Source organism: Streptomyces sp. NPDC051677, from assembly GCF_044453465.1.
Taxonomy (GTDB): domain Bacteria; phylum Actinomycetota; class Actinomycetes; order Streptomycetales; family Streptomycetaceae; genus Streptomyces.
The window spans coordinates 50,323-69,447 of sequence record NZ_JBITCT010000037.1 but is presented as its reverse complement, the minus strand read 5'-3'; the positions used below and the strand labels follow the sequence as shown (position 1 = coordinate 69,447).

The following is a 19,125-nucleotide window of genomic DNA, read 5'->3' as shown; positions in this document are numbered from 1 at the left end:
TCCTTAAGCCCCTATCTGGGCCGTTCGGGGGGACTCGGTCACATAGCGGCGACTTGGGGTGGCACGATGCTTCCACCACACGCCGGTCGAGGGGACGGTAGAGGGACATGAGCACACCGAGTACCGGGCGGCCTGCTACCCACCGGCCGCCGACACAGCGCAGCGACAGCCCCGTGCTGCCCGCGGAACCACCGGAGCCCGACCTGGCCCGGCTGAGCCTGCCCGAACTGCGCACCCTGCGCCGGGACGCCCAGCGCGACGAGGCCGACCTGAGCTACGTACGACGGCTGCTCCAGGGCCGGATCGACATCCTGCGCGCGGAGCTGGCCAGGCGGTCCCCGTCGGGTGCGGCCTCCGTGGTCGACCGGCTGCCGGAGATCCTCACCGACGCCCCGGCCCGGCAGCGCTCCTCGGCCCGGCACGTCACGCTGGGCACCCCGCACAGCGAGGAGTACCGCAGGCTGGCCGCCGACATGCTCGCCGACGTCGAGCTCTCCGACCTCGACGCCCGCACCGACCCGGAGCTGAACGAGGCGATGGCCCGCCTGATCCGCTACGAACAGCAGGTCTCCAGCCGCCGCCAGCACCTCCAGCGCACGGCCGACGAATCGGGCGCGGAGATCAGCAGGCGATACCGGGAGGGCGAGGCCCAGGTGGAGGACCTGCTGGTGTGAGCGCACCTCTCAGCCCGTCCGGGGGCGGGCCCGGGGGCTGGGCGCCGCCCCAGGGAGGGGACGGGCAGGGGCGGCGGGGGCGAAAAAATCCCCGCACACCCACCCCCCACCTGCCTACCGTGGCTCCATGACCGACGTACGCCCCATCACCGACGCCGACCTCCCCGACTGGATACGCGCCCTGCGCACCGGCTTCCTGCGCCCACCCACGGTCACCGACCGAGCCGTCGCCGACCGTCGGACGGCCACCGTGGACTCCCGCACCACGGGCGCCTTCGACGAGGGCAGGTGCGTGGCGACGTTCCGTTCGTTCCCGCAGGAGCTCACCGCGGTGGGCGGCGCGCCCGTCCCCGCCGACGCCATCTCCAACGTCTCCGTCGTGGCCACCCACCGCCGCCGCGGCCTCCTCACCCGTCTGATGAACGACGACCTCACGGCCGCGAAGGAACGCGGGGACGTCGTCGCCACCCTGATCGCCGCCGAGTACCGGATCTACGGGCGGTACGGCTTCGGCCCGGCCACCACGATGACCGAGTGGACGATCGACGTGCCGCGCGCCGGCTTCGACCCGCGCGGGCCGGTGCCCGGCGACGGCGGCCGTATCGACCTCGTCGACGGCGAGGAGGTCCGCAAGGTCGGCCCCGAGCTGCACGAGCGGCTGCGGCGCGCCCAGCCCGGCGCGGTCAGCCGGGACGAGCACTGGTGGACGGCGCAGACCGGGCTGCTGCGGCAGTACGACGACTCCTGGACCGAGCCCTTCTTCGCGGTGTACCGCGCGGCGGACGGCACGGTGGAGGGTCTGGTCTCGTACGAGACGGACGACGAGTGGAACGACGGCAAGCAGCCGGTGAACACGGCGAAGGCGAACTGGCTGATCGCGGTGACCCCGGCCGCGGAGCGCGCCCTGTGGCACTACTTGTGCTCCATGGACTGGATCACGCGGGTGAAGACGGGGTGGCGCGCCCCCGACGACCTGGCCCCCCTCTACCTGCCCGACCCGCGCGCGGCGCGCATCACCACCCAGGCGGACTGGCTGTGGGTGCGGATCCTGGACGTCGTACGGGCCCTCGAGACGCGTGCGTACGACGCGGCGGGCACGTTGGTGCTGGAGGTGGTGGACCGGGCCGGCCTGGCCGGAGGCCGCTTCCTGTTGGACGCGACCCCCGACGGCGCCTCCTGTGCGCCGACCACCCGCAGCGCCGACCTCACCCTGGACGTCGCCGAGCTGGCGACGCTGTGGCTGGGCGACGAGTCGGCGGGGCGGCTGGCGGCGCTGGGCCGGCTCCGGGAAGAACGAGAGGGCGCCGCCCGAGGGGCCGACGCCCTGCTGCGTGCGTCCGGGCGCCCTTGGTGCCCGGACATGTTCTGACGGCTCCTTCCGACCGACTGTCCGTGTGTTCTCTGTCGTTGTGTCCGTGTTGTTCGTGCATCCGTAGCTGTTCAGTTGTGGCTGTGCGGTCGCTCTGAAGTTGTGGCTGTGCGGGATGTTCAGTTGTGGCTGTACGTCGGTGTCGGCTGTTCGGGCTCCCGGCTCCCCTCCGGAAGGGAGTCCGATCGGCCAACCGTCTGGAAGTTTGACCATGTCGTTGAAGTTGGCGACCAACTTCACTGTACTTATGTCCGTTTGGAAGCGTCCTATAACCATCTCTCTTTGAACTGCCCAAAGATGGCGGGAAGTTGTACTGTGCGGACGTGGAGCCGGAAAATGCCTCCGTCACTGCACGGAGGGGGGCGGAGCGGCCGCAGCGGTCACACCGCGAGGTGGCCGACGAGCTGCGCACCCGGATCAGAACCGGGGTGCTGCGGCCGGGTCAACGCATGCCCACCCAGGCCAAGTTGGCGGACGAGTTCGGTGTCGAGCGGGGTGCCGTACGCCAGGCGCTTCGCATTCTGCAGTCCGAGCAGCTTCTCACCAACGTCTCGAAGGGAAGCCCGGCGACGGTCGCCGTGCGGCCGGGCGCGGTCCTCCCTCCGGTCGGTTCCGGCGCCGCGCCCCAGCCCGCGATGGTCGGGCTTCCGCCCCGCATCACCGAGGCCTTCGCGGCCGAACACGTCAAGGTCGACGCTCTGTGTCTGACGGCGGTCTCGCTGACCGCCGCGCTCGGCGAACCCCTGCGTCAGATCCATGCGGGGCGACTGAAACCGGCCAAGATCGACGTCCGGGTCCTGCTGCCGTCCCGGGACATCGACCTCGCCTTCCCGGTGCCGGTGGACACCTCGGCCACCGGGCGGCTGCAACGCCGCTGGCTGGCCCATCGCAACGCCCAGGGTCAGGTGTTGCGGCACAACCTGCTCACCCTGCGCTCCACGCACGGCATCGATGTGCACGTCACCTTCCGCGCACTGCCGTTCACCCCGCCCGTCAAGCTGTACCTCCTCAACGGGACGGAAGCGCTGTTCGCCTACTACACGGTGAAGCGGGGCGAGCAGACGATCGACCAGGAGCACCTGGAGATGTACGACGCCGAGGGCACGCGGTCGGTGCTGTTCGCCTTCGAACAGGGAGCCGGACCGCGTGACACGACGTTCGTGGAACAGTCCCGCCTGTGGTTCAACGCGCTGTGGGAGACGATCAGTTCGGAGCTGGTGCTCACGAGCTGACGGCCGGCCCGCTGGCGAGGAGGGCGAGGATCACGGCCCCGACGGAGCTGATCATGGGGCTCTTGGCCTTGATGCCGACGCTGAGCAGGAGCAGCCCGACGGCGCCGGCGGTGCCGTACTTCCACTGGATGGTCTGCTCGACGCCGACGACGAAGACGGCGCAGAGGAGGACGAGGACGGGCACGGTGGTTCCCCCCTTCGGAGGTAGGGAGTGGGAAGCAAACCTTCCGCCAACTTGCTAAAGTTGGCAACCAACTACAACTATGTTGTCCCCACTTGGCAGCAACCGCTAAACAACTTTCCAGCAACTCCCGTCAGATGGGTAGAAGTTGTAGCGTTTGGTCGTGACTCAGGAGAACGTGGCAGTGAACGGCAGCAGAAGCGTCACGCCCCAGCAGATCGCCGATGCCCTGCGCGAACGCATCCGCGCAGGGGAGCTCAAGGCCGGTGACCGCCTGCCCACCCAGGCCGAACTCGCCGACGAGTTCGGCGTGGAGCGCGGCGCCGTGCGCCAGGCCCTGCGGGAACTGCAGAACGACGGTCTCCTCACCAACGTGAGCAAGGGCAGCCCGCCCCGGATCGCCCAACCGCCCGCCCCGGGTCGCGACGAGCCCCAGCCCACGATGGTGAGCCTGGCCCCCCGGCTCACCGAGGCATTCGCCGCCGCCGACGTACGCGTCGACGCGGCCTGCCTCACCGCCGAGAGCCTGCTGCTGGCCCTGAGCGAGCCCCTGCGCCTGGTCCACGGGGGCGAGGCCCGCCCCCGGAAGATCGACTTCCGGATCCTGCTGCCGTCCCGGAACATCACCCTGGCCTTCCCGGTGCCGGTCGACGGCCGCAGCGAGGACGACCCCGTGCACCAGCGCTGGCTGGCGATGCGCAACGCCCAGGGGCAGGTGCTGCGCCACAACCTCCAGACCCTGCGCTCGCACGGCATCGAGGTCAACGTCACCTTCCGCGCGCTGCCGTTCACCCCGCCGATGAAGCTGTACCTCCTCAACGGCAGGGAGGCGCTGATCGCGTACTACACGATCGCGCGCCGGGAGGAGCCCACCGAGACCGGAACGCTCGACATGTACGACGTCCTGGGCACCGAGTCCCTCCTCTTCTCCTTCGAGAAGGCGGCCGGTCAGCGCGACGCCGCGTTCGTGGAGGAATCCCAGAAGTGGTTCGACGCCCTCTGGGAAACCATCACCACGGACCTGACACTCTCCTAGTGACCTCTGATACGCAGCAGACTCAACAGGCGCCTCCCGCGCCCCCCGTCACCGAGACCGAGACCGAGGCGGCGGATCTGCGGGAAGTGATCAGGCAGGCGCGGGTCGTCCTGTGGGACTTCGACGGGCCCATCTGTCGCCTCTTCGCCGGTCACTCGGCGGAGAGCGTGGCCGAGGGGCTGGTGCAGTGGCTCGAAGGCCGGGGCCTGCACGGCCTGCTCACGGAGTCCGAGCGGGAGTCGCTCGACCCGCACGTCGTGCTGCGCGCCGTGGACCGCCGGCACCAGGGCAGCGACCTGGTCACGGAGCTGGAGGAACGCCTCACCCAGGAGGAGCTCAAGGCCACGTCCACGGCGATGCCCACGCCCTACGCCGACCCCCTGATACGCACGCTGACCGCCCGTGGCCAGCGCCTGGCGATCACCACGAACAACTCCCCGCGGGTGGTTGACACCTACCTCGACACCCGCGGCCTCACCTCCTGCTTCGCGCCGCACATCTACGGCCGCACCCAGGAGCTGCGCCACCTCAAGCCCCACCCGCACTGTCTGAACCGCGCCCTGCGCGCGATGGGCTCGGCGCCCGGCACCGCCTTGATGATCGGCGACACCCCCTCGGACTTCCTGGCCGCCCGGGAGGCGGGCGTGCCCTTCCTCGGCTACGCGCGTAACGAGCGCAAGGAGAAGGTGCTCAGGGGCGCGGGCGCGACCCGGGTCGTGAACTCGCTGGAGCCGGTGCTGGAGGCGGCCCGCCAGATCTGAGGGCCGTCCACCGGACCTGAGCGGCGGCCAGGGAGACCTGAGTAGGAGTCAGGGAGACCTGAAGCAGTGGCCAGGGAGACCTGAAGCAGGGGCCAGGGAGACCTGAGCAGCGGCCAGGGAGACCTGAGCAGCGGCCAGGGAGACCTGAGCAGCGGTCAGGGAGACCTGAAGCAGGGGCCAGGGAGATCTGAGCAGCGGCCAGGGAGACCTGAGTAGCGGTCAGGGAGATCTGAGCAGCAGGGCCACGAGTACGACGGCCGCTCCGACGGCGAGCGCGTTGTGCCGGGCCCGGACGCCCACGGCCACGGTGAGCAGCAGCATCACGCCCACCGCCCCGAGTTTGGCCTGCACCGTCCATCCCGCGAAGAACGCGAGGAGTTCCCAGACTGCCGATAACAGGAGCATGGCCTTCCACCTCCCTGCCATTCTCAGTGAACCTTGCAAGTCCCGGTCCAATTGGACTGGTTGCCTTGAAGTGGCTTTCCCCTGGCTTGTTGATCCTTAATCGGCCTGTGTCATCCGGGATTTGACTGACACTGGTTTGCTCGTGGACCGATGGCGGTACGGTCGGTCTGTGGGCGAAAAGCGGACCGTTGACGTCGGCGGCAGGGAGTTCCACCGTGTCGCCGACGAACTGCGTGCCCGGATGACGGACGGGACGTATCCGCTGCGTTCCTTCCTGCCGTCCCAACGCGACCTGGCCGGTGAGTTCGGGGTCTCCCGGGACACGGTCCAACGCGTGCTGCGGGAACTCGCCAGCGAGGGGTGGATCCAGTCCCGTCAAGGCAGCGGGTCCCGGGTGGTCAAGCGGCAGCGGATCCAGTCCTCGACGGCCAAGGCCACCCGCCAGCGTCAGGGCGTCACCCTGCAGCCACTGCTCAGCGAGGCCTTCGAACAGCCGGAAGTCACCCTGGACGTCTACACGTTGACGTCCGAGTCGTTGTACGGGCACATCCGGCTTCAGGCCGAGCGGATGCACATGGGACTGATCGCCCCCCAGCACATCGGCCTGCGGATGCTCCTGCCCGCCGAGAGCCTGGAGCTGCCCTATCCGACGGCCAAGGACGACAGGAACGACCCCCGTCTGCGCCGTCGGCTGCTGGCGATCACCCGGCGGCACACCGAATCGCTCACCGGGGTCCTGCAGGACCTCGAGACCGAGCGACTGGTGCCGTCCGTCGACATCCAGATCCGGCACGCTTCCCTGACGCCGGCGTTCAAGCTGTACCTCCTCAACGGCACGGAGGCGTTGCTCGGACCGTACGAGGTGATGCAACGGCCCATCCGCCTGGACTCCGGCGAAGAGATCACCGCTCTCGACGTGCTGGGTCTCGGGGCCACGCTCACCCACTACGTGAAGGACGACGACCCGACCTCACAGGGCACCGTGTTCGTCGACAGCTGGCAGGCGTGGTTCGACTCCGTATGGAACCTTCTCGCCGAATAGCGGGGACGGCGTGCGCTAGCATTCCTCAATCGCGCGAGCAATCGCTCCCGTCCATACGTATGAGACGGCGAACCAGCCAGTCTCGGACGGCCTGACGTGGATGAGTGGCACACCACCCATTGGCTCACTTGATCATCGCTCCGGTCGTGCGGCGCCTTTACGTTTGCCCTAACCAGCCCAGCGCGAGTATCCGGAGCGGCCAGTGGTCGACCACCTTGTTCCCCCTCGTCACCTCGGGGAACGAGCCGCCGAGGACATGCCCGGGGTGCTCCGGGCCTTTGTCAGGGCCGCCGAATCGATGAAGGAATCCAGCGGCCATCACAATCGCAACTATGTGCTACCCCTGACCGAGGGCGTGGCCCGGCTGGTGGGCCGGGAGGCCGGCGCCTCGGTGATCGTGCGCATCCGGCGCTCCGACGCGCTGCCCGTGGTGATCAGGACCTGGCAGGACGAGGCGGACATCCTCGACGCCGTCCACGGCGCCCTGCCGCACGCGCCCGAGTGCCTGCTCAAGACACCGGGCTACGCCATCCACAGCCATGTGGAAGGCGTACCGCTCTCCACCATCTGCGGAAACGGTAAGCCTGTCGACACCCTGCTGATGAAGGCGCTGGCCGGGCTGCTCGCGCGGATGACCCAGGTGCGCCGGGCGGCGCTGCCGGACCTGCCGAGTTCCTGGCCCGCCAACCACAGCGACAGCCAGGCCTTCCTGAAGACCCTCGCCCATCTCGCCGACGAACAGATCCGCAAGCCCAACTGGCGTGAGTTCGGCGGTCTGTTCAAGGCGCTGGGCATCGCCGACGACGCCCTGCTCCGGCTGGCCGAGCGGGTGCCCGCGATGACCCGGCGGCCGTACAGCCTGCTCCACGCGGACCTGCACCGGGACAACCTGATCGTCTCCTACGACGGCGCCCCGCCGCTCGTCTGCGTCGACTGGGAGCTGGCGACCTACGGCGACCCCCTGCACGACCTCGCCACCCACCTGGTGCGCATGCAGTACCCCGACCACCAGTGGGACGAGGTGGTCAACGCGTGGGAGGAGGCCATGCAGGAGCTGCGGCCCAGCGCGGTCAAGGGCCGGACCAAGGATCTGCGCCACTACGTCGCGTTCGAGCGGGCGCAGTCCGTCTACCCGGACGTGATGCGGGCCGCACGGTCGCTGCAGGAGTCGTTCACGCAGAAGAGCATGGACGAGGCCACCGCGGAGGTCCGCCGGGCGCTGGAGACGGCGGCGGAGCCGCTGCGGCTGAGGAACGTCCCGGCGAAGGACGAGATCGCCAGCGCCCTCTTCCGCTGGCTGGCGTCGCGGGGCGACGGAGGGGTCAGCGGCCGGCACTGGATCGCGAAGGCCACCGCCTGGCAGCCGGACCCGCGGCTGCCCGAGAACCCGCTCTTCCCGGCGTCCGCCGTGCGGGAGGCCCTGCTCGCGGAGGGGGCCGCGCCCGCGGACCGGGTGTTCAAGGGGACCGCGCATCTCAACTCGGTGGTCTGGGTGCGGGACATGCCCACCCCCGTGGTCGTGCGCCGCAAGCTGCGCAACGTCTCACGGCGGGAGCCGAGCTATCTGAGCGAGCACGCCGTCCTGCGGGCCATCCAGGAGTCCCGGGTGCGGGTGGCCGCGCCGAAGGTCCTGGCGCTGGGCGAGAGCTACCCGGACGACGCCTTCAGCATCCACACCTACGTCGGCACCCGCATCGACCAGCCGCCGAGCCATCCCGTCAACGGTCTGCTCCCGCACGAGGCGGACGCGCTCATCGACCAGCTGTGCCAACTGACGGGCGTGGACCACGCGTCGATCGACCCGCACGCCGGGCGGGTCGACTTCTACGAGTGGCTGAAGGAGCAACTCGTCGGCCTGGTGCGGAACCTGCCGAAGGAGTCGCTTCAGCTGGCCCGCACGCTGGGGCTGCCCGACGAGTGGCGGCTGCGGGAGATCCTCTCCCGGCACCGGGTGAGCCACCGGGCGCCGGCCCTGCTGCACGGCGACCTCAACCCGTGGAACCTGGTGCGCCGCAACGACGAGCTGGCCCTGACCATCATCGACTGGGAGATGGCCCTGGTCGGCGATCCGCTCTACGACCTGGTCCGGCACATGCACCTGACCCCGACCCGGCCGGAGATCCGGACGCGTATGTTCCGGCGGTGGGAGCAGAAGCTGCCGCAGCGGTACACGAGCGACTGGAACAAGGACTGGTCGGTCTACCGCTGGATCGAGATCGTCCGCTCCGCGTACATCGACCTCGACCGGCTCGCCACCCGCGCAAGCCTGGACGCCCCCAACGTCCGACGGGCCGTCGACTCCTACGCCGGCACCCTCGCAGCCGCCACCGCCTCCCTGGGCCTCCCGGTATCAAGAACGGCAAACCCATACCTGGCACGAGCCTTGGCCTAGCCCCGCCCGCCGTACCGGGCCCGCCCGCCGGACTGGGCCCGCCCGCCGGACTGGGCCCGCCCGCCGGACTGGGATCGGCCACCGGACTGGGATCGGTCGTCGTACTGGGGCCGGTCGTCGTACTGGGATCGGCCGCCGGAGCGGGATCGGCCGCCGGACTGGAATCGGTCGCCGTATCGGGGCCGGTCGTCGTACTGGGATCGGTCGTCGTACTGGGGCCGGTCGTCGTACTGGGATCGGCCGCCGGAGCGGGATCGGCCGCCGGACTGGGATCGGTCGCCGTATCGGGGCCGGTCGTCGTACTGGGATCGGTCGTCGAACTGGGGCCGGTCGTCGTACTGGGATCGGTCGTCGTACTGGGGCCGGTCGGCGGAGCGGGATCGGTCGTCGTACTGGGATCGGTCGCCGTATCGGGGCCGGTCGTCGTACTGGGATCGGCCGCCGGACTGGGGCCGCCCGCCGGACTGGGGCCGCCCGCCGGACTGGGATCGGTCGCCGGAGCGGGACCAGTCGCCGGACCGGGATCGGTCGGTGCATCGTCGATTGGGTGTGCGTGTGTGAGGTCTTGGACCATGGCCGCGGATGAGGTCAGGCGGGGACGGGTCGCCGTAGGCTCGCCCCATGAGTGAGACCGGGCTGCGTGAGCGCAAGCGGCAGCGGATGTTCCAGGCCGTGTCGGACGTCGCCGTCCGGCTCTTCATCGAGCGCGGGTTCGACGCGGTGTCCGTCGCGGAGGTCGCCGCCGCCGCCGAGATCTCCAAGCCGACCCTGTTCCGGTACTTCCCGGCCAAGGAGGACCTGGTCCTGCACCGGCTCGCCGATCACGAGCAGGAGGCGGCGCGGGTCGTCGCCGCGGCGCACGCCGAGGGGGTCGCCCCGCTGCCCGCCCTGCGCCGGCACTTCCTCGACGGACTGGCCGCCGAGGACCCCGTCACCGGCCTCAACGACCACCCGGGCGTCCGCGCCTTCTACGACCTCCTCTACGGCACTCCGTCCCTGGTCGCCCGCCTGTACGGCTACCTGGAGCGCTCGGAGGCCGCCCTCGCCGAGGCCCTCGCGGACGCGCTCGGCGTCTCGGTAGGGGACGACCGGCCCGGCGCCCTCGACGCCCGCCTGGCGGCCGGCCAGATCGTCGCCGTGCGGCGGATCCTCGCCGAGGAGAACTGGCGGCGGATCTCGGCGGGGGAGCGGCTGGAGGACGTCCGGGAGGACGCGGTGGCGGAGGCGGAGCGTGCGTTCGCCGTGCTGGCGGCGGGTCTGCCGCGGCTGACCTGATCCTGACCCCGACGCCATATCGATACTCGGTAAAACATGTAACTCGGTCACGTTATTGGTTACCCTGGCCGTATGACGGCACCCGAACTCACCCCGAAGGACTCCGCGGCCCCCGACTCACAGGACCTCGACACCGCCCTCCTCCAGGAACGCGCCCACCACGAGACCTGCCGCACCGCCCTCACCGCGATGGTCGAGGGCGCCGACCTCCAGGTGATCACCGGCGAGGACGTCTCCGCGTCCGGCGCCGACGCCGAAGTCCTCGGATACCGGCTGCGCAGCCACGCCAAGGCTCTGCACGAGCTGCCCGAGGGTCCCCTGTTCTTCGGCCGGCTCGACTTCGCGCACGGAACGGGCGGCGAGCACGAGGGTCTCGCCCAGCACATCGGCCGGCTCCGCATCAGCGAGCACCCCGCCGCCCCGCCCCTCGTCGTCGACTGGCGGGCCCCCGTCTCCCGCGCCTTCTACCAGGCGAGCGCCCGCGACCCCCAGGGCGTGGCCGTCCGCCGCCGCTTCGGCTGGGCCCCCGGCAGCCGCGGCGACTCCACCGACCTCACCGGCCTGGAGGACGAGCGCCTGGGCAGCGGTGAGCGGCCCGCCGACGGACAGCTCGGCCCAGGCGGGCCCGCGGCGCCGGGCGGCATCGTCGCCCGCGAGATCGAACGCCCCCGCGTCGGCCCCATGCGGGACATCGCCGCGACCATCCAGCCCGAGCAGGACGACCTCGTACGCGGCGAACTCACCGAGTCGGTGTGCGTGCAGGGCGCGCCCGGCACCGGCAAGACCGCCGTGGGCCTGCACCGGGCCGCCTACCTCCTCTACACCCATCCGCGTCGCATCCAGCGCGGCGGTCTGCTGATCCTCGGCCCCAACCGCACCTTCCTCAGCTACATCGCGGAGGTCCTGCCCTCCCTCGGCGAGACCGGCGTACGACAGTCGACCCTCCACGACGAGATCGCCCGCCACCCGGTGACCGGCGCGGACCCCGACGAGACCGCCGCCGTCAAGCACGACGCCCGGATGGCCGAGGTGCTGCGCCGCGCGCTGTACGGGCGGGTGAGGGCCGACCGCGCCGAGGGTCTCTCCGTCCCGGACGGCTCCTACTGCTGGCGCGTCCCGGGCCCCGCGCTGGCGGAGATCGTCGCCGGTGTGCTCGCCGAGGAGCTGCCCTACGAGACCGGGCGGGAGCGGGTGCGCAGCCGGATCGTCCGCCGGATCCAGGAGCAGGCCGAACGCCGGAGCGGGCCGCCCCCGGGAGCCTGGATCCGCCGGATCGAACGGGCGCGGGCGGTCAGCGAGTGCGTGGACGCCGTGTGGCCGAAGACGCGCCCGGAGGAGGTGCTGGCCCAACTCCTCACCTGCCCCGAGGAGTTGGCGCGGGCCGCGGCCGGGCTCCTCGACCCCGACGAGCAGCAGGCCCTGCACTGGCCGCGCCCGCCCCGCTCGTTCAAGTCGGCGCGCTGGTCGGCCGCCGACCTGGTCCTCCTCGACGAGATCGCCGGCCTCCTCGCCCACCCGCAGGGGTACGGCCACGTCGTCGTCGACGAGGCCCAGGACCTCTCCCCGATGGAGTGCCGGGCCGTCGCCCGCCGGGTCCCCTTCGGCTCGCTCACCGTCCTCGGCGACCTGGCCCAGGGCACCGCCCCCTGGGCGGCGACCTCCTGGCCGGTGCAACTGGCCCACCTGGGCAAGCCGGACGCGACGATCGTCCCCCTGACCGCGGGCTTCCGGGTCCCGGCCGCCGTCCTCACCCTCGCGACCCGCCTCCTCGACCGCCTCGACGCCGACGTGCCCCGCGCCCACTCCCTGCGCCGGGACGGCGAGCTGCGCATCCGGCGGGCGCACGGCGACCTGCACGCCGCGGTCGTCGCCGCCGTACGCGACGCACTCACCCACGAGGGCTCGGTCGGCGTCATCGCCGCGGACGCACAGCTCGACGGCGTCCGCGAGGCCCTCACCGCGGCCGGCATCCCGAGCTCCGGCCCCGACGACCCGGCCGCCCGGGTGACGATGGTCCCCGCGACCCTCGCCAAGGGCCTGGAGTACGACCACGTCGTCGCCGTCGAGCCGTCCGCCATCGCAGAATCGGAACAACGAGGCCTGAACCGCCTCTACGTGGTCCTGACCCGCGCAGTGTCCCGCCTGGACGTGGTCCACGCACGGGAACTGCCCTGGGAGGGATGAGTGGCGGGCCTCAGTTCTTGAGGGCCTCCGCGATCTGCTGGGCGGCCTGGGCGGGGGTGAGGTGCGTGGTGTCGATGACCTCGGCCTCGTCGTGCAGCCAGGTGCGGGCCGCCTCGGCGTAGGGCTCCAGGTATTGGAGGCGGAACGGGGAGTCGGGGCCGAGAACCATGTCGCCCGCGATGCGCCCACGGAGAGTGTCCTGGTCGGCGTGGAGGACGAAGTGCCGTACGGGAATGGCGTGTTGGGCGAGGCCCGTGCTGATCTCGCGCCAGTACTCCTCGACCAGGACGGTCATGGGCATCACCAGGGTGCCGCCGGTGTAGTCGAGCACCCGGCGGGCGGTCTCGACGACGAGCGGCCGCCACGGCGCCCAGTGCTGGAAGTTGTCCGTCACGGGCAGCCCCGGCGTGATGTCCATGAGTGTCTCGCCGACCTTCTCGGCGTCGAACACCCGCGAATCCGGGATCAGCCGCTGCACGAGTGCACTGGTCGTCGTCTTGCCCGCGCCGTGAGTGCCGTTGAGCCATACGATCATGCACCCTGACGCTAGCGCCCCACGCCCCCCGGAAACGAGCGCTTGGTGTCGTGAGCCGGTTCGGAGAGGGTGGCGCGAGACACTATTGCAAGCATGTGCTTGCAATAGTTAGCGGGGGTGGGGCACAGTGGAGACATGGCATCGCTCAACGTCGGCAATCTCGGTGAGTACCTGCGCGAGCAGCGGCGCAACGCGCAGCTGTCGTTGCGGCAGCTTGCCGACGCCGCCGGGGTGTCCAATCCGTATCTGAGCCAGATCGAGCGCGGGCTGCGCAAGCCGAGCGCGGAGGTGCTGCAGCAGGTCGCCAAGGCCCTGCGGATCTCCGCCGAGACGCTGTACGTGCGGGCCGGGATTCTCGATGCGGAGCGGGACCGGGACGAAGTGGAGACGCGCGCCGTCGTCCTCGCCGATCCCACGCTGACCGAGCAGCAGAAGCAGGTGCTGCTCCAGATCTACGAGTCCTTCCGCAAGGAGAACGGATTCGTGGACGGCGACGGTGCGGCGGACGCCCAGGACCACGAGAGCGACGCCGATCCGCAGCAGACGGCCGGTTGACCGGACCAGGGGACCGGCCGCCCCACTGCGGACCTGCACGACCCTCAGCCGAAAAACGACGTACACGACATACACGACGTACACCGAGAACGTGAATCCGGGAGGACCTTCACCATGGCCATCACCGACGACCTGCGCAAGACCTTCAGCGACCCGACTCCGCTCTACTTCGCCGCAGGCACCGCCGACCTCGCCCTGCAGCAGGCGAAGAAGGTGCCGGGCCTGGTGGAGCAGCTGCGCACCGAGGCCCCGGCCCGTTTCGAGGCCGTCCGCAACACAGACCCCAAGGCCGTCCAGGAGAAGGCCGGCGCCCGCGCCAAGGAGGCGACCGCCCGCGCCAAGGAGGCGCAGGAGGCCCTCCAGGCCAAGGTCACCGACTTCATCGGCACCCTCGACGGGGACATCAAGAAGCTCGGCAGCACCCTCGACGCCGACCTGAAGAAGCTCGGCGAGTCCGCCCAGGACCTCGCGCTGCGCAGCGTCGGCGTCGCCGCCGAGTACGCCGTCAAGGCCCGTGAGACGTACGAGAAGGTCGCCGAGCACGGCGAGCAGGCCGTGAAGACCTGGCGCGGCGAGGCCGCCGAGGAGATCGAGGAGCTGGCGATCGTGGTCGAGCCCGCGGCCGAGCCGACCGCGGCCAAGGCGGAGCCGAAGCCCGCTCCGGCCGAGGCCAAGACCGAGCCCGCCCCGGCGAAGAAGACGACCGTCAAGAAGGCTCCGGCCCCCCGCAAGACCACCACCGCGAAGAAGACGACCCCGCCGGCCAAGTGAGACCGACGGCCGGGACGGCTGGAACCGCCGGGACGGACGCGGCGGACAAAGACATACGACACGGGCCGGGCACTGATGGAGTGCCCGGCCCGTTGTACGGGTAGCGGAACCGCGGTTGCGGGTACGGTGACCGCGTAGGGACGAGCAGGTCGAGTCGAGTCGAGACAAGACGCGTCGAATCGGGTGGTGGGCGTTGTGCTGATGACAGGCTTCGCGGGGCTGGTGTGGGTGCTCTACCTCGCCATGCTGGTCCTCGCCGTGGTGGCACTGGTGATGGCCGCCCTGTTCCGAGATGACGCGTACCGGGCCGCCAACAAGCAGAACAAGGGCTTCTGGCTGATCATCCTCGGCATCGCGGTCGCCGTGAACCTCCTCGTGCCGATGCTCTTCCTGCAGCTCGCGGGCCTCGTCGCCACGATCGTCTTCTTCGTGGACGTACGCCCCGCCCTGCAGCAGGTGGGCGGTGGCGGCGGCTGGGGCCGCAGGCGAGGCGGCAGCAGCAGCGACGGTCCGTACGGCCCGTACAACGGCGGCCGGTAGGCCCCCTGGTCCTGGCCTTGGTCCTGGTCCTGGTCCTGGAGGGGCGCAGTGCCCTCCAGGATCGATGTGCGGCTCCGCCGCCTACGGAACCCGATCCAGCAGCAGAACAGCGACGTCGTCCGTCAGCTCGCCCCCGTTGAGCTCTCGCACCTCGTTCACCGCGGCCCGCAGCAACGCCTCCCCGCGCAGCCCCTCGGAGAGCTGGCGGCGGATCATCTCCACCATGCCGTCCTGGCCCAGCCGCTCCCGGCCCTCGCCGATCCGCCCCTCGATCAGGCCGTCGGTGTACAGCATCAGGCTCCACTCGGCGCCGAGCTCGACCTGCATCCGCGGCCAGCGGGCGCCCGGCAGCAGCCCGAGGGCGGGCCCGTTGTTGTCGTACGGCAGCAGGCGGGCCGGCCGGTCCGGGCGGGCGATCAGCGGCGCCGGGTGGCCGGCCAGGCACAGGCCCGCCCGGCGGCCGTCGGGCGCGATGTCCACCGTGCACAGCGTCGCGAAGATCTCGTCGTCGTCGCGCTCGTGCTCCAGCACCTGCTGCAGCGTGTTCAGCAGCTCGTCCCCGCACAGCCCGGCCAGCGTCAGCGCCCGCCAGGCGATGCGCAGCTCCACGCCGAGCGCCGCCTCGTCCGGGCCGTGCCCGCAGACGTCGCCGATCATGGCGTGCACGGTGCCGTCGGGCGTGCGGACGGTGTCGTAGAAGTCGCCGCCGAGCAGCGCGCGCGAGCGGCCGGGACGGTAGCGGGCGGCGAAGCGCAGCGGGGAGCCCTCCAGGAGGGGCGTGGGCAGCAGGCCGCGCTCCAGGCGGGCGTTCTCCTGCGCGCGCAGCTTGCCCTCGGCGAGCCGCCGCTCGGCCGTGTCGGAACGTTTCCGCTCCACCGCGTACCGGATCGCGCGGCTCAGCAGCCGACCGTCCAGTTCGTCCTTGAACAGGTAGTCCTGCGCGCCGACGCGCACCGCGTCGGCGCCGCGCTCGGCGTCGCCGGACGCGGTGAGCGCGAGCACGGCGTGCCGGGGCGCGAGCCGGAGCACGTGCCGCAGGACGGCGAGCTCGTCGTCGGCCTGCTTCGCCTTGCCGGGGGCGGGCAGCGCGAGGTCCAGCAGGATGCAGTGCACGTCGTCGGTGAGCAGCCGCTCGGCCTCGGTGAGGTTGCGGGCGGTGCGCACCCGGATCGGCTTGCCGTCGGAGTCGTGCAGGTCGTGGACGATCGGCGCGGCCGTGGGGTCGTCCTCGATCATCAGGAGGGTGAGGGTGGTGTGGGCGGCGGCGGTGCCGGTGGCGGCCGGGGCCGGGGACGCCGGGCAGTCGTCGCTCAGACCGTTGGCGGACGTGCCCTTCGAGGCCACGCCCTCGGTGCTGACGCCCGTGGTGCTGACGCCGGGAGTGCTCACGCCGGTGGTGCTCACGCCATGGTGGACGCCGTCGGCGGGCGTGGCGTTGAGCGAGCCGTCGTTCTCGGCTGCCGTCGCCTCGGCGCGCAGAACTTCCTCGCGGCGGGTGGCTTCTTCCTTGGAGGGGCCGCCGACTGCGGGCGCGGCCTGCGCCTGACCACTCTCCACGGCCGGGATCGCTCTCTGCCGCGGCACGGGTACGGGCATCGTCTTGGGTTCCTTCCCTCCCCCCGAGGGCATGGCGGGAACGAGGGACCTCGACCCACCGACGGGGACCATAGCGGCAGAAGGCGTCGCAACGGAATGGTGTGCGACACGCCGCTTGATCTCTGGCCGCTGTCATATGCCGCGTTCCGTACCGCAGTTGGGCAGGGTGGGAGCGGGACCGGATGACGAAGGTCACGTCCGCCGGGAGTTTGGGGGTCGGACGAAGGTGCCGTGCATCACGTGGTCCCCTTCATAGGGCCGATTCACAGGGTCGACCTCACGCGTCCGGCCGGACCACCCCGAGTATCGGCATCGTGCCCGCCCCCGCCAGCGTGACCGTCCGCCCCGGGCGCGGGGCGTGGATGATCGAGCCTTCGCCCACGTACAGCGCGACATGGCTGGCGTCGTCGAAGTAGATGATCAGGTCGCCGGGGCGCATGTCCTCGACGGCGACGTGCGGCAACTGCTTCCACTGTTCCTGCGAGGTGCGCGGTATCGGCTGTCCGGCGCTCTTCCAGGCCTCGGAGGTCAGTCCGGAGCAGTCGAAGGAGTCCGGGCCCTCGGCGCCCCACACATACGGCTTGCCGATCTGCGCGGTGGCGAACTGCACGGCCTTCTGGCCCTGTACGGAGGCCGAGCCGTTGATCTCGTCGAGTATGCCCGTGCCCAGCCAGGCGGTCTGCGCCTCCTGGGCGGCCTGCTTCTCCAGCTGTTCGAGGCGCTCCTTCTCCTTCTTCTCCAGCTGGGACTGGAGCTTCTCGGCCGCCGCGATCTCCGTCTCGATCTTCTTCTGGGCGGTCGCCTTCGTCTTGCGGCCGTCCTCCAGCTTCTGCCACTGGGCGGAGGCGTCCTGGGAGTACTGCTCCAAGTCCTGCTGGGCGCGGGTCAGTTCGCTGATCAGGCCGTTGGTCGCGCGCTCGCCCTGGCGCACCCGGCCCGCGCCGTCGAGGAACTCCGACGGGTTGTCGCTCAGCATCAACTGCGCCTCGTCCGGCAGGCCGCCGGTACGGTACTGGGCGCGGGCCGCGGCGCCCGCGCGGTCCTTCAGATCGTCCAGCTTCTCCTGGCCCGCGACGATCTTCTTGGCCAGTTCGACGATCTCCGCGGACTGCTTCTTCGCCGCTTCCTCGGCCGCGTTGTAGGCGTCGGTGGCGACGGCGGCGGCGTGGTAGAGCGCTTCGAGCTTGGTGCGGACGGCCTCCAGGTCCTTGTTGGACGCGGTGGAGGGCAGCGGAGGGGCCGAGGATCCCGCCGTCGACGTGGTGGGACTGGGGCCGGCACCGGGCTCGGGAGCGCTGGGGGCGGCGAACGCGACGCCGGGAGCCCCCAGCACGGTGACCACGCAGACCACGGCCACGGCCGCCGCGAGCAGGCCGCGCTTGCCCGTACCCATACCCCGTCCCCCAACCTGATTTACCGTCAGTAACTTACGGTGCTCGGGGGATCGTGCCACGTCACGACCGAAAGCGACAGGGGCGGTGACAGAAGTGATGACACGGGTGCCGACGCCCGCAGTTCCTCCCCCTTCACCCGCCCCGGTATGACGATCTCCCGGTCATTGTGACGAACAACTCACAGCGATCGTTCCCGACGACTTTGAGGAACCTTGAAGAACCCTTGGCGAAGCCCGGTGTTCACCTCCGGCGTCCGGCCTCGTGTTCACCCGCGGGGCGCCAACGCCCCCCACCGCACCGTCACTTCCCCCTGCCGCCACCGCGTCGGCCCGTCCGTCACCGGCCAGTCGGCCGTCAGGTCCCGCACCGCGCGGATCCACCGCTGACGGGCGCCGTACGACGCGTAGGGCGCGGCCGCCGCCCAGGCGCGGTCGAAGTCGCGCAGAAAGGCGTGCACCGGCTCACCCCGGACGTTGCGGTGGATCAGCGCCTTCGGCAGCCGCTCCGCCAGGTCCGAGGGCCGCTCCAGGGACCCCAGCCGGGTCGCGAAGGTGACCGTGCGCGGTCCTTCCGGCCCGAGCGCGACCCATACGTGCCGCCGCCCGATCTCGTCGCAGGTCCCCTCGACGAGCAGTCCGCCGCGGGACCCGGTCGCCGGATCGGCCGGCGCGAGCCGCGCGCACAGCCGCTCCCAGACGGCGGCGACCTCGTCCTCGTCGTACTGCCGCAGGACGTTGGCGGCGCGTACGAGGTGCGGGCGCTGGGGGACGGGGATCTCGAACCCGCCGTGACGGAAGAGCAGCCCCTCGCGCGCGTACGGCTCGGCGGCGGCGACCCGGGCCGGTTCGATCTCGACGCCCACCACGCGCGCGCGTGGCGCGACGGAACGCAGGCGCGTCAGCAACTCGACGGCCGTCCAGGGCGCGGCCCCGTACCCGAGGTCGACGGCGACCGGATCGACGGCCCGCCGCAGCTCACGGCCGTGGGCGTCGGCGATCCAGCGGTCCATGCGACGCAGCCGATTGGGATTGGTCGTCCCGCGCGTGACCGTGCCCACGGGGCGGGCGGGGGCGCGGGATGTCATACCCACGAGGGTAATGCGGCGCCGGCCGCCTCCCACCCGTCCGGCGTTCGAGGTCGAGGCCCCTTGAGGGCCGACGGCGCTCGCGGCCGTCGGCGTCCC

18 protein-coding genes are annotated in these 19,125 nt (G+C 71.1%); 12 read left to right on the top strand and 6 right to left on the bottom strand.

What is annotated here, in order from left to right; all coding sequences use genetic code 11:
• Positions 1-107: 107 nt before the first annotated feature.
• The 3 genes from ACIBAF_RS34285 to ACIBAF_RS34275 all read left to right on the top strand — a co-directional run bounded on the left by ACIBAF_RS34285 (position 108) and on the right by ACIBAF_RS34275 (position 3,275).
• Positions 108-674, top strand: a complete 567-nt coding sequence (locus tag ACIBAF_RS34285) for an aerial mycelium formation protein (protein ID WP_399468101.1) — start codon at positions 108-110, stop codon at positions 672-674.
• 127 nt (positions 675-801) lie between these two features.
• Positions 802-2,043 (top strand): GNAT family N-acetyltransferase, encoded by a 1,242-nt coding sequence (locus ACIBAF_RS34280; RefSeq protein WP_399468100.1) that lies wholly within the window; start codon positions 802-804, stop codon positions 2,041-2,043.
• 323 nt (positions 2,044-2,366) lie between these two features.
• The gene (locus tag ACIBAF_RS34275; protein WP_399468099.1) at positions 2,367-3,275 is read left to right on the top strand and encodes a winged helix-turn-helix domain-containing protein; all 909 of its coding nucleotides are present in this window, start codon (positions 2,367-2,369) and stop codon (positions 3,273-3,275) included.
• Here the strand turns inward: ACIBAF_RS34275 and ACIBAF_RS34270 are convergent.
• Positions 3,265-3,459, bottom strand: a complete 195-nt coding sequence (locus tag ACIBAF_RS34270; protein ID WP_399468098.1) for a hypothetical protein — start codon at positions 3,457-3,459, stop codon at positions 3,265-3,267. The two genes, ACIBAF_RS34275 and ACIBAF_RS34270, sit on opposite strands and share 11 nt — an antisense overlap.
• Positions 3,460-3,613: 154 nt before the next feature.
• On the opposite strand from ACIBAF_RS34270, the gene ACIBAF_RS34265 reads away from it, so the two are divergent.
• Positions 3,614-4,492, top strand: coding sequence for a winged helix-turn-helix domain-containing protein (locus tag ACIBAF_RS34265; protein WP_399468097.1), 879 nt, complete (start codon positions 3,614-3,616; stop codon positions 4,490-4,492).
• Complete coding sequence (locus tag ACIBAF_RS34260) at positions 4,441-5,253, top strand: HAD family hydrolase (RefSeq protein WP_399468096.1); 813 nt, start codon at positions 4,441-4,443, stop codon at positions 5,251-5,253. Before ACIBAF_RS34265 ends, ACIBAF_RS34260 begins: the two co-directional genes overlap by 52 nt.
• A gap of 219 nt (positions 5,254-5,472) precedes the next feature.
• Here ACIBAF_RS34260 and ACIBAF_RS34255 read toward each other — a convergent pair whose 3' ends face one another.
• Positions 5,473-5,658 carry a hypothetical protein gene (locus ACIBAF_RS34255; RefSeq protein WP_399468095.1) on the bottom strand — a complete coding sequence of 62 codons (186 nt, stop codon included), beginning with the start codon at positions 5,656-5,658 and terminating at the stop codon, positions 5,473-5,475.
• Between the two features lie 169 nt (positions 5,659-5,827).
• Between ACIBAF_RS34255 and ACIBAF_RS34250 the strand changes: the two genes are divergently transcribed.
• The 4 genes from ACIBAF_RS34250 (at position 5,828) to ACIBAF_RS34235 (ending at position 12,551) form a co-directional block, all read left to right on the top strand.
• A complete protein-coding gene (locus ACIBAF_RS34250) occupies positions 5,828-6,700 on the top strand; it encodes a winged helix-turn-helix domain-containing protein (protein ID WP_399468094.1) in 873 nt (290 codons plus the stop codon).
• Positions 6,701-6,956: 256 nt separating this feature from the next.
• Positions 6,957-9,092, top strand: a complete 2,136-nt coding sequence (locus ACIBAF_RS34245) for a phosphotransferase (RefSeq protein ID WP_399468093.1) — start codon at positions 6,957-6,959, stop codon at positions 9,090-9,092.
• 621 nt (positions 9,093-9,713) lie between these two features.
• Positions 9,714-10,367, top strand: coding sequence for a helix-turn-helix domain-containing protein (locus tag ACIBAF_RS34240; protein WP_399468092.1), 654 nt, complete (start codon positions 9,714-9,716; stop codon positions 10,365-10,367).
• A 72-nt stretch (positions 10,368-10,439) separates the two neighbouring features.
• A complete protein-coding gene (locus ACIBAF_RS34235) occupies positions 10,440-12,551 on the top strand; it encodes a HelD family protein (RefSeq protein ID WP_399468091.1) in 2,112 nt (703 codons plus the stop codon).
• Positions 12,552-12,561: 10 nt separating this feature from the next.
• On the opposite strand, the gene ACIBAF_RS34230 is transcribed toward ACIBAF_RS34235, so the two are convergent.
• Complete coding sequence (locus tag ACIBAF_RS34230; protein ID WP_399468090.1) at positions 12,562-13,086, bottom strand: ATP-binding protein; 525 nt, start codon at positions 13,084-13,086, stop codon at positions 12,562-12,564.
• Between the two features lie 135 nt (positions 13,087-13,221).
• Here ACIBAF_RS34230 and ACIBAF_RS34225 point away from each other — a divergent pair, with 135 nt between their 5' ends.
• From ACIBAF_RS34225 to ACIBAF_RS34215, 3 genes are all read left to right on the top strand, one after another.
• Positions 13,222-13,641, top strand: a complete 420-nt coding sequence (locus ACIBAF_RS34225) for a helix-turn-helix domain-containing protein (RefSeq protein ID WP_399468089.1) — start codon at positions 13,222-13,224, stop codon at positions 13,639-13,641.
• A gap of 114 nt (positions 13,642-13,755) precedes the next feature.
• Positions 13,756-14,412, top strand: coding sequence for a hypothetical protein (locus tag ACIBAF_RS34220; protein ID WP_399468088.1), 657 nt, complete (start codon positions 13,756-13,758; stop codon positions 14,410-14,412).
• Between the two features lie 195 nt (positions 14,413-14,607).
• The gene (locus ACIBAF_RS34215) at positions 14,608-14,952 is read left to right on the top strand and encodes a DUF2516 family protein (protein ID WP_399468149.1); all 345 of its coding nucleotides are present in this window, start codon (positions 14,608-14,610) and stop codon (positions 14,950-14,952) included.
• Positions 14,953-15,033: 81 nt separating this feature from the next.
• Here ACIBAF_RS34215 and ACIBAF_RS34210 read toward each other — a convergent pair whose 3' ends face one another.
• From ACIBAF_RS34210 to ACIBAF_RS34200, 3 genes are all read right to left on the bottom strand, one after another.
• The gene (locus ACIBAF_RS34210; RefSeq protein ID WP_399468087.1) at positions 15,034-16,548 is read right to left on the bottom strand and encodes a PP2C family protein-serine/threonine phosphatase; all 1,515 of its coding nucleotides are present in this window, start codon (positions 16,546-16,548) and stop codon (positions 15,034-15,036) included.
• Between the two features lie 277 nt (positions 16,549-16,825).
• Positions 16,826-17,941, bottom strand: coding sequence for an NlpC/P60 family protein (locus tag ACIBAF_RS34205; RefSeq protein ID WP_399468086.1), 1,116 nt, complete (start codon positions 17,939-17,941; stop codon positions 16,826-16,828).
• Positions 17,942-18,207: 266 nt separating this feature from the next.
• Positions 18,208-19,026 carry a class I SAM-dependent methyltransferase gene (locus ACIBAF_RS34200; protein WP_399468085.1) on the bottom strand — a complete coding sequence of 273 codons (819 nt, stop codon included), beginning with the start codon at positions 19,024-19,026 and terminating at the stop codon, positions 18,208-18,210.
• Positions 19,027-19,125 lie beyond the last annotated feature (99 nt).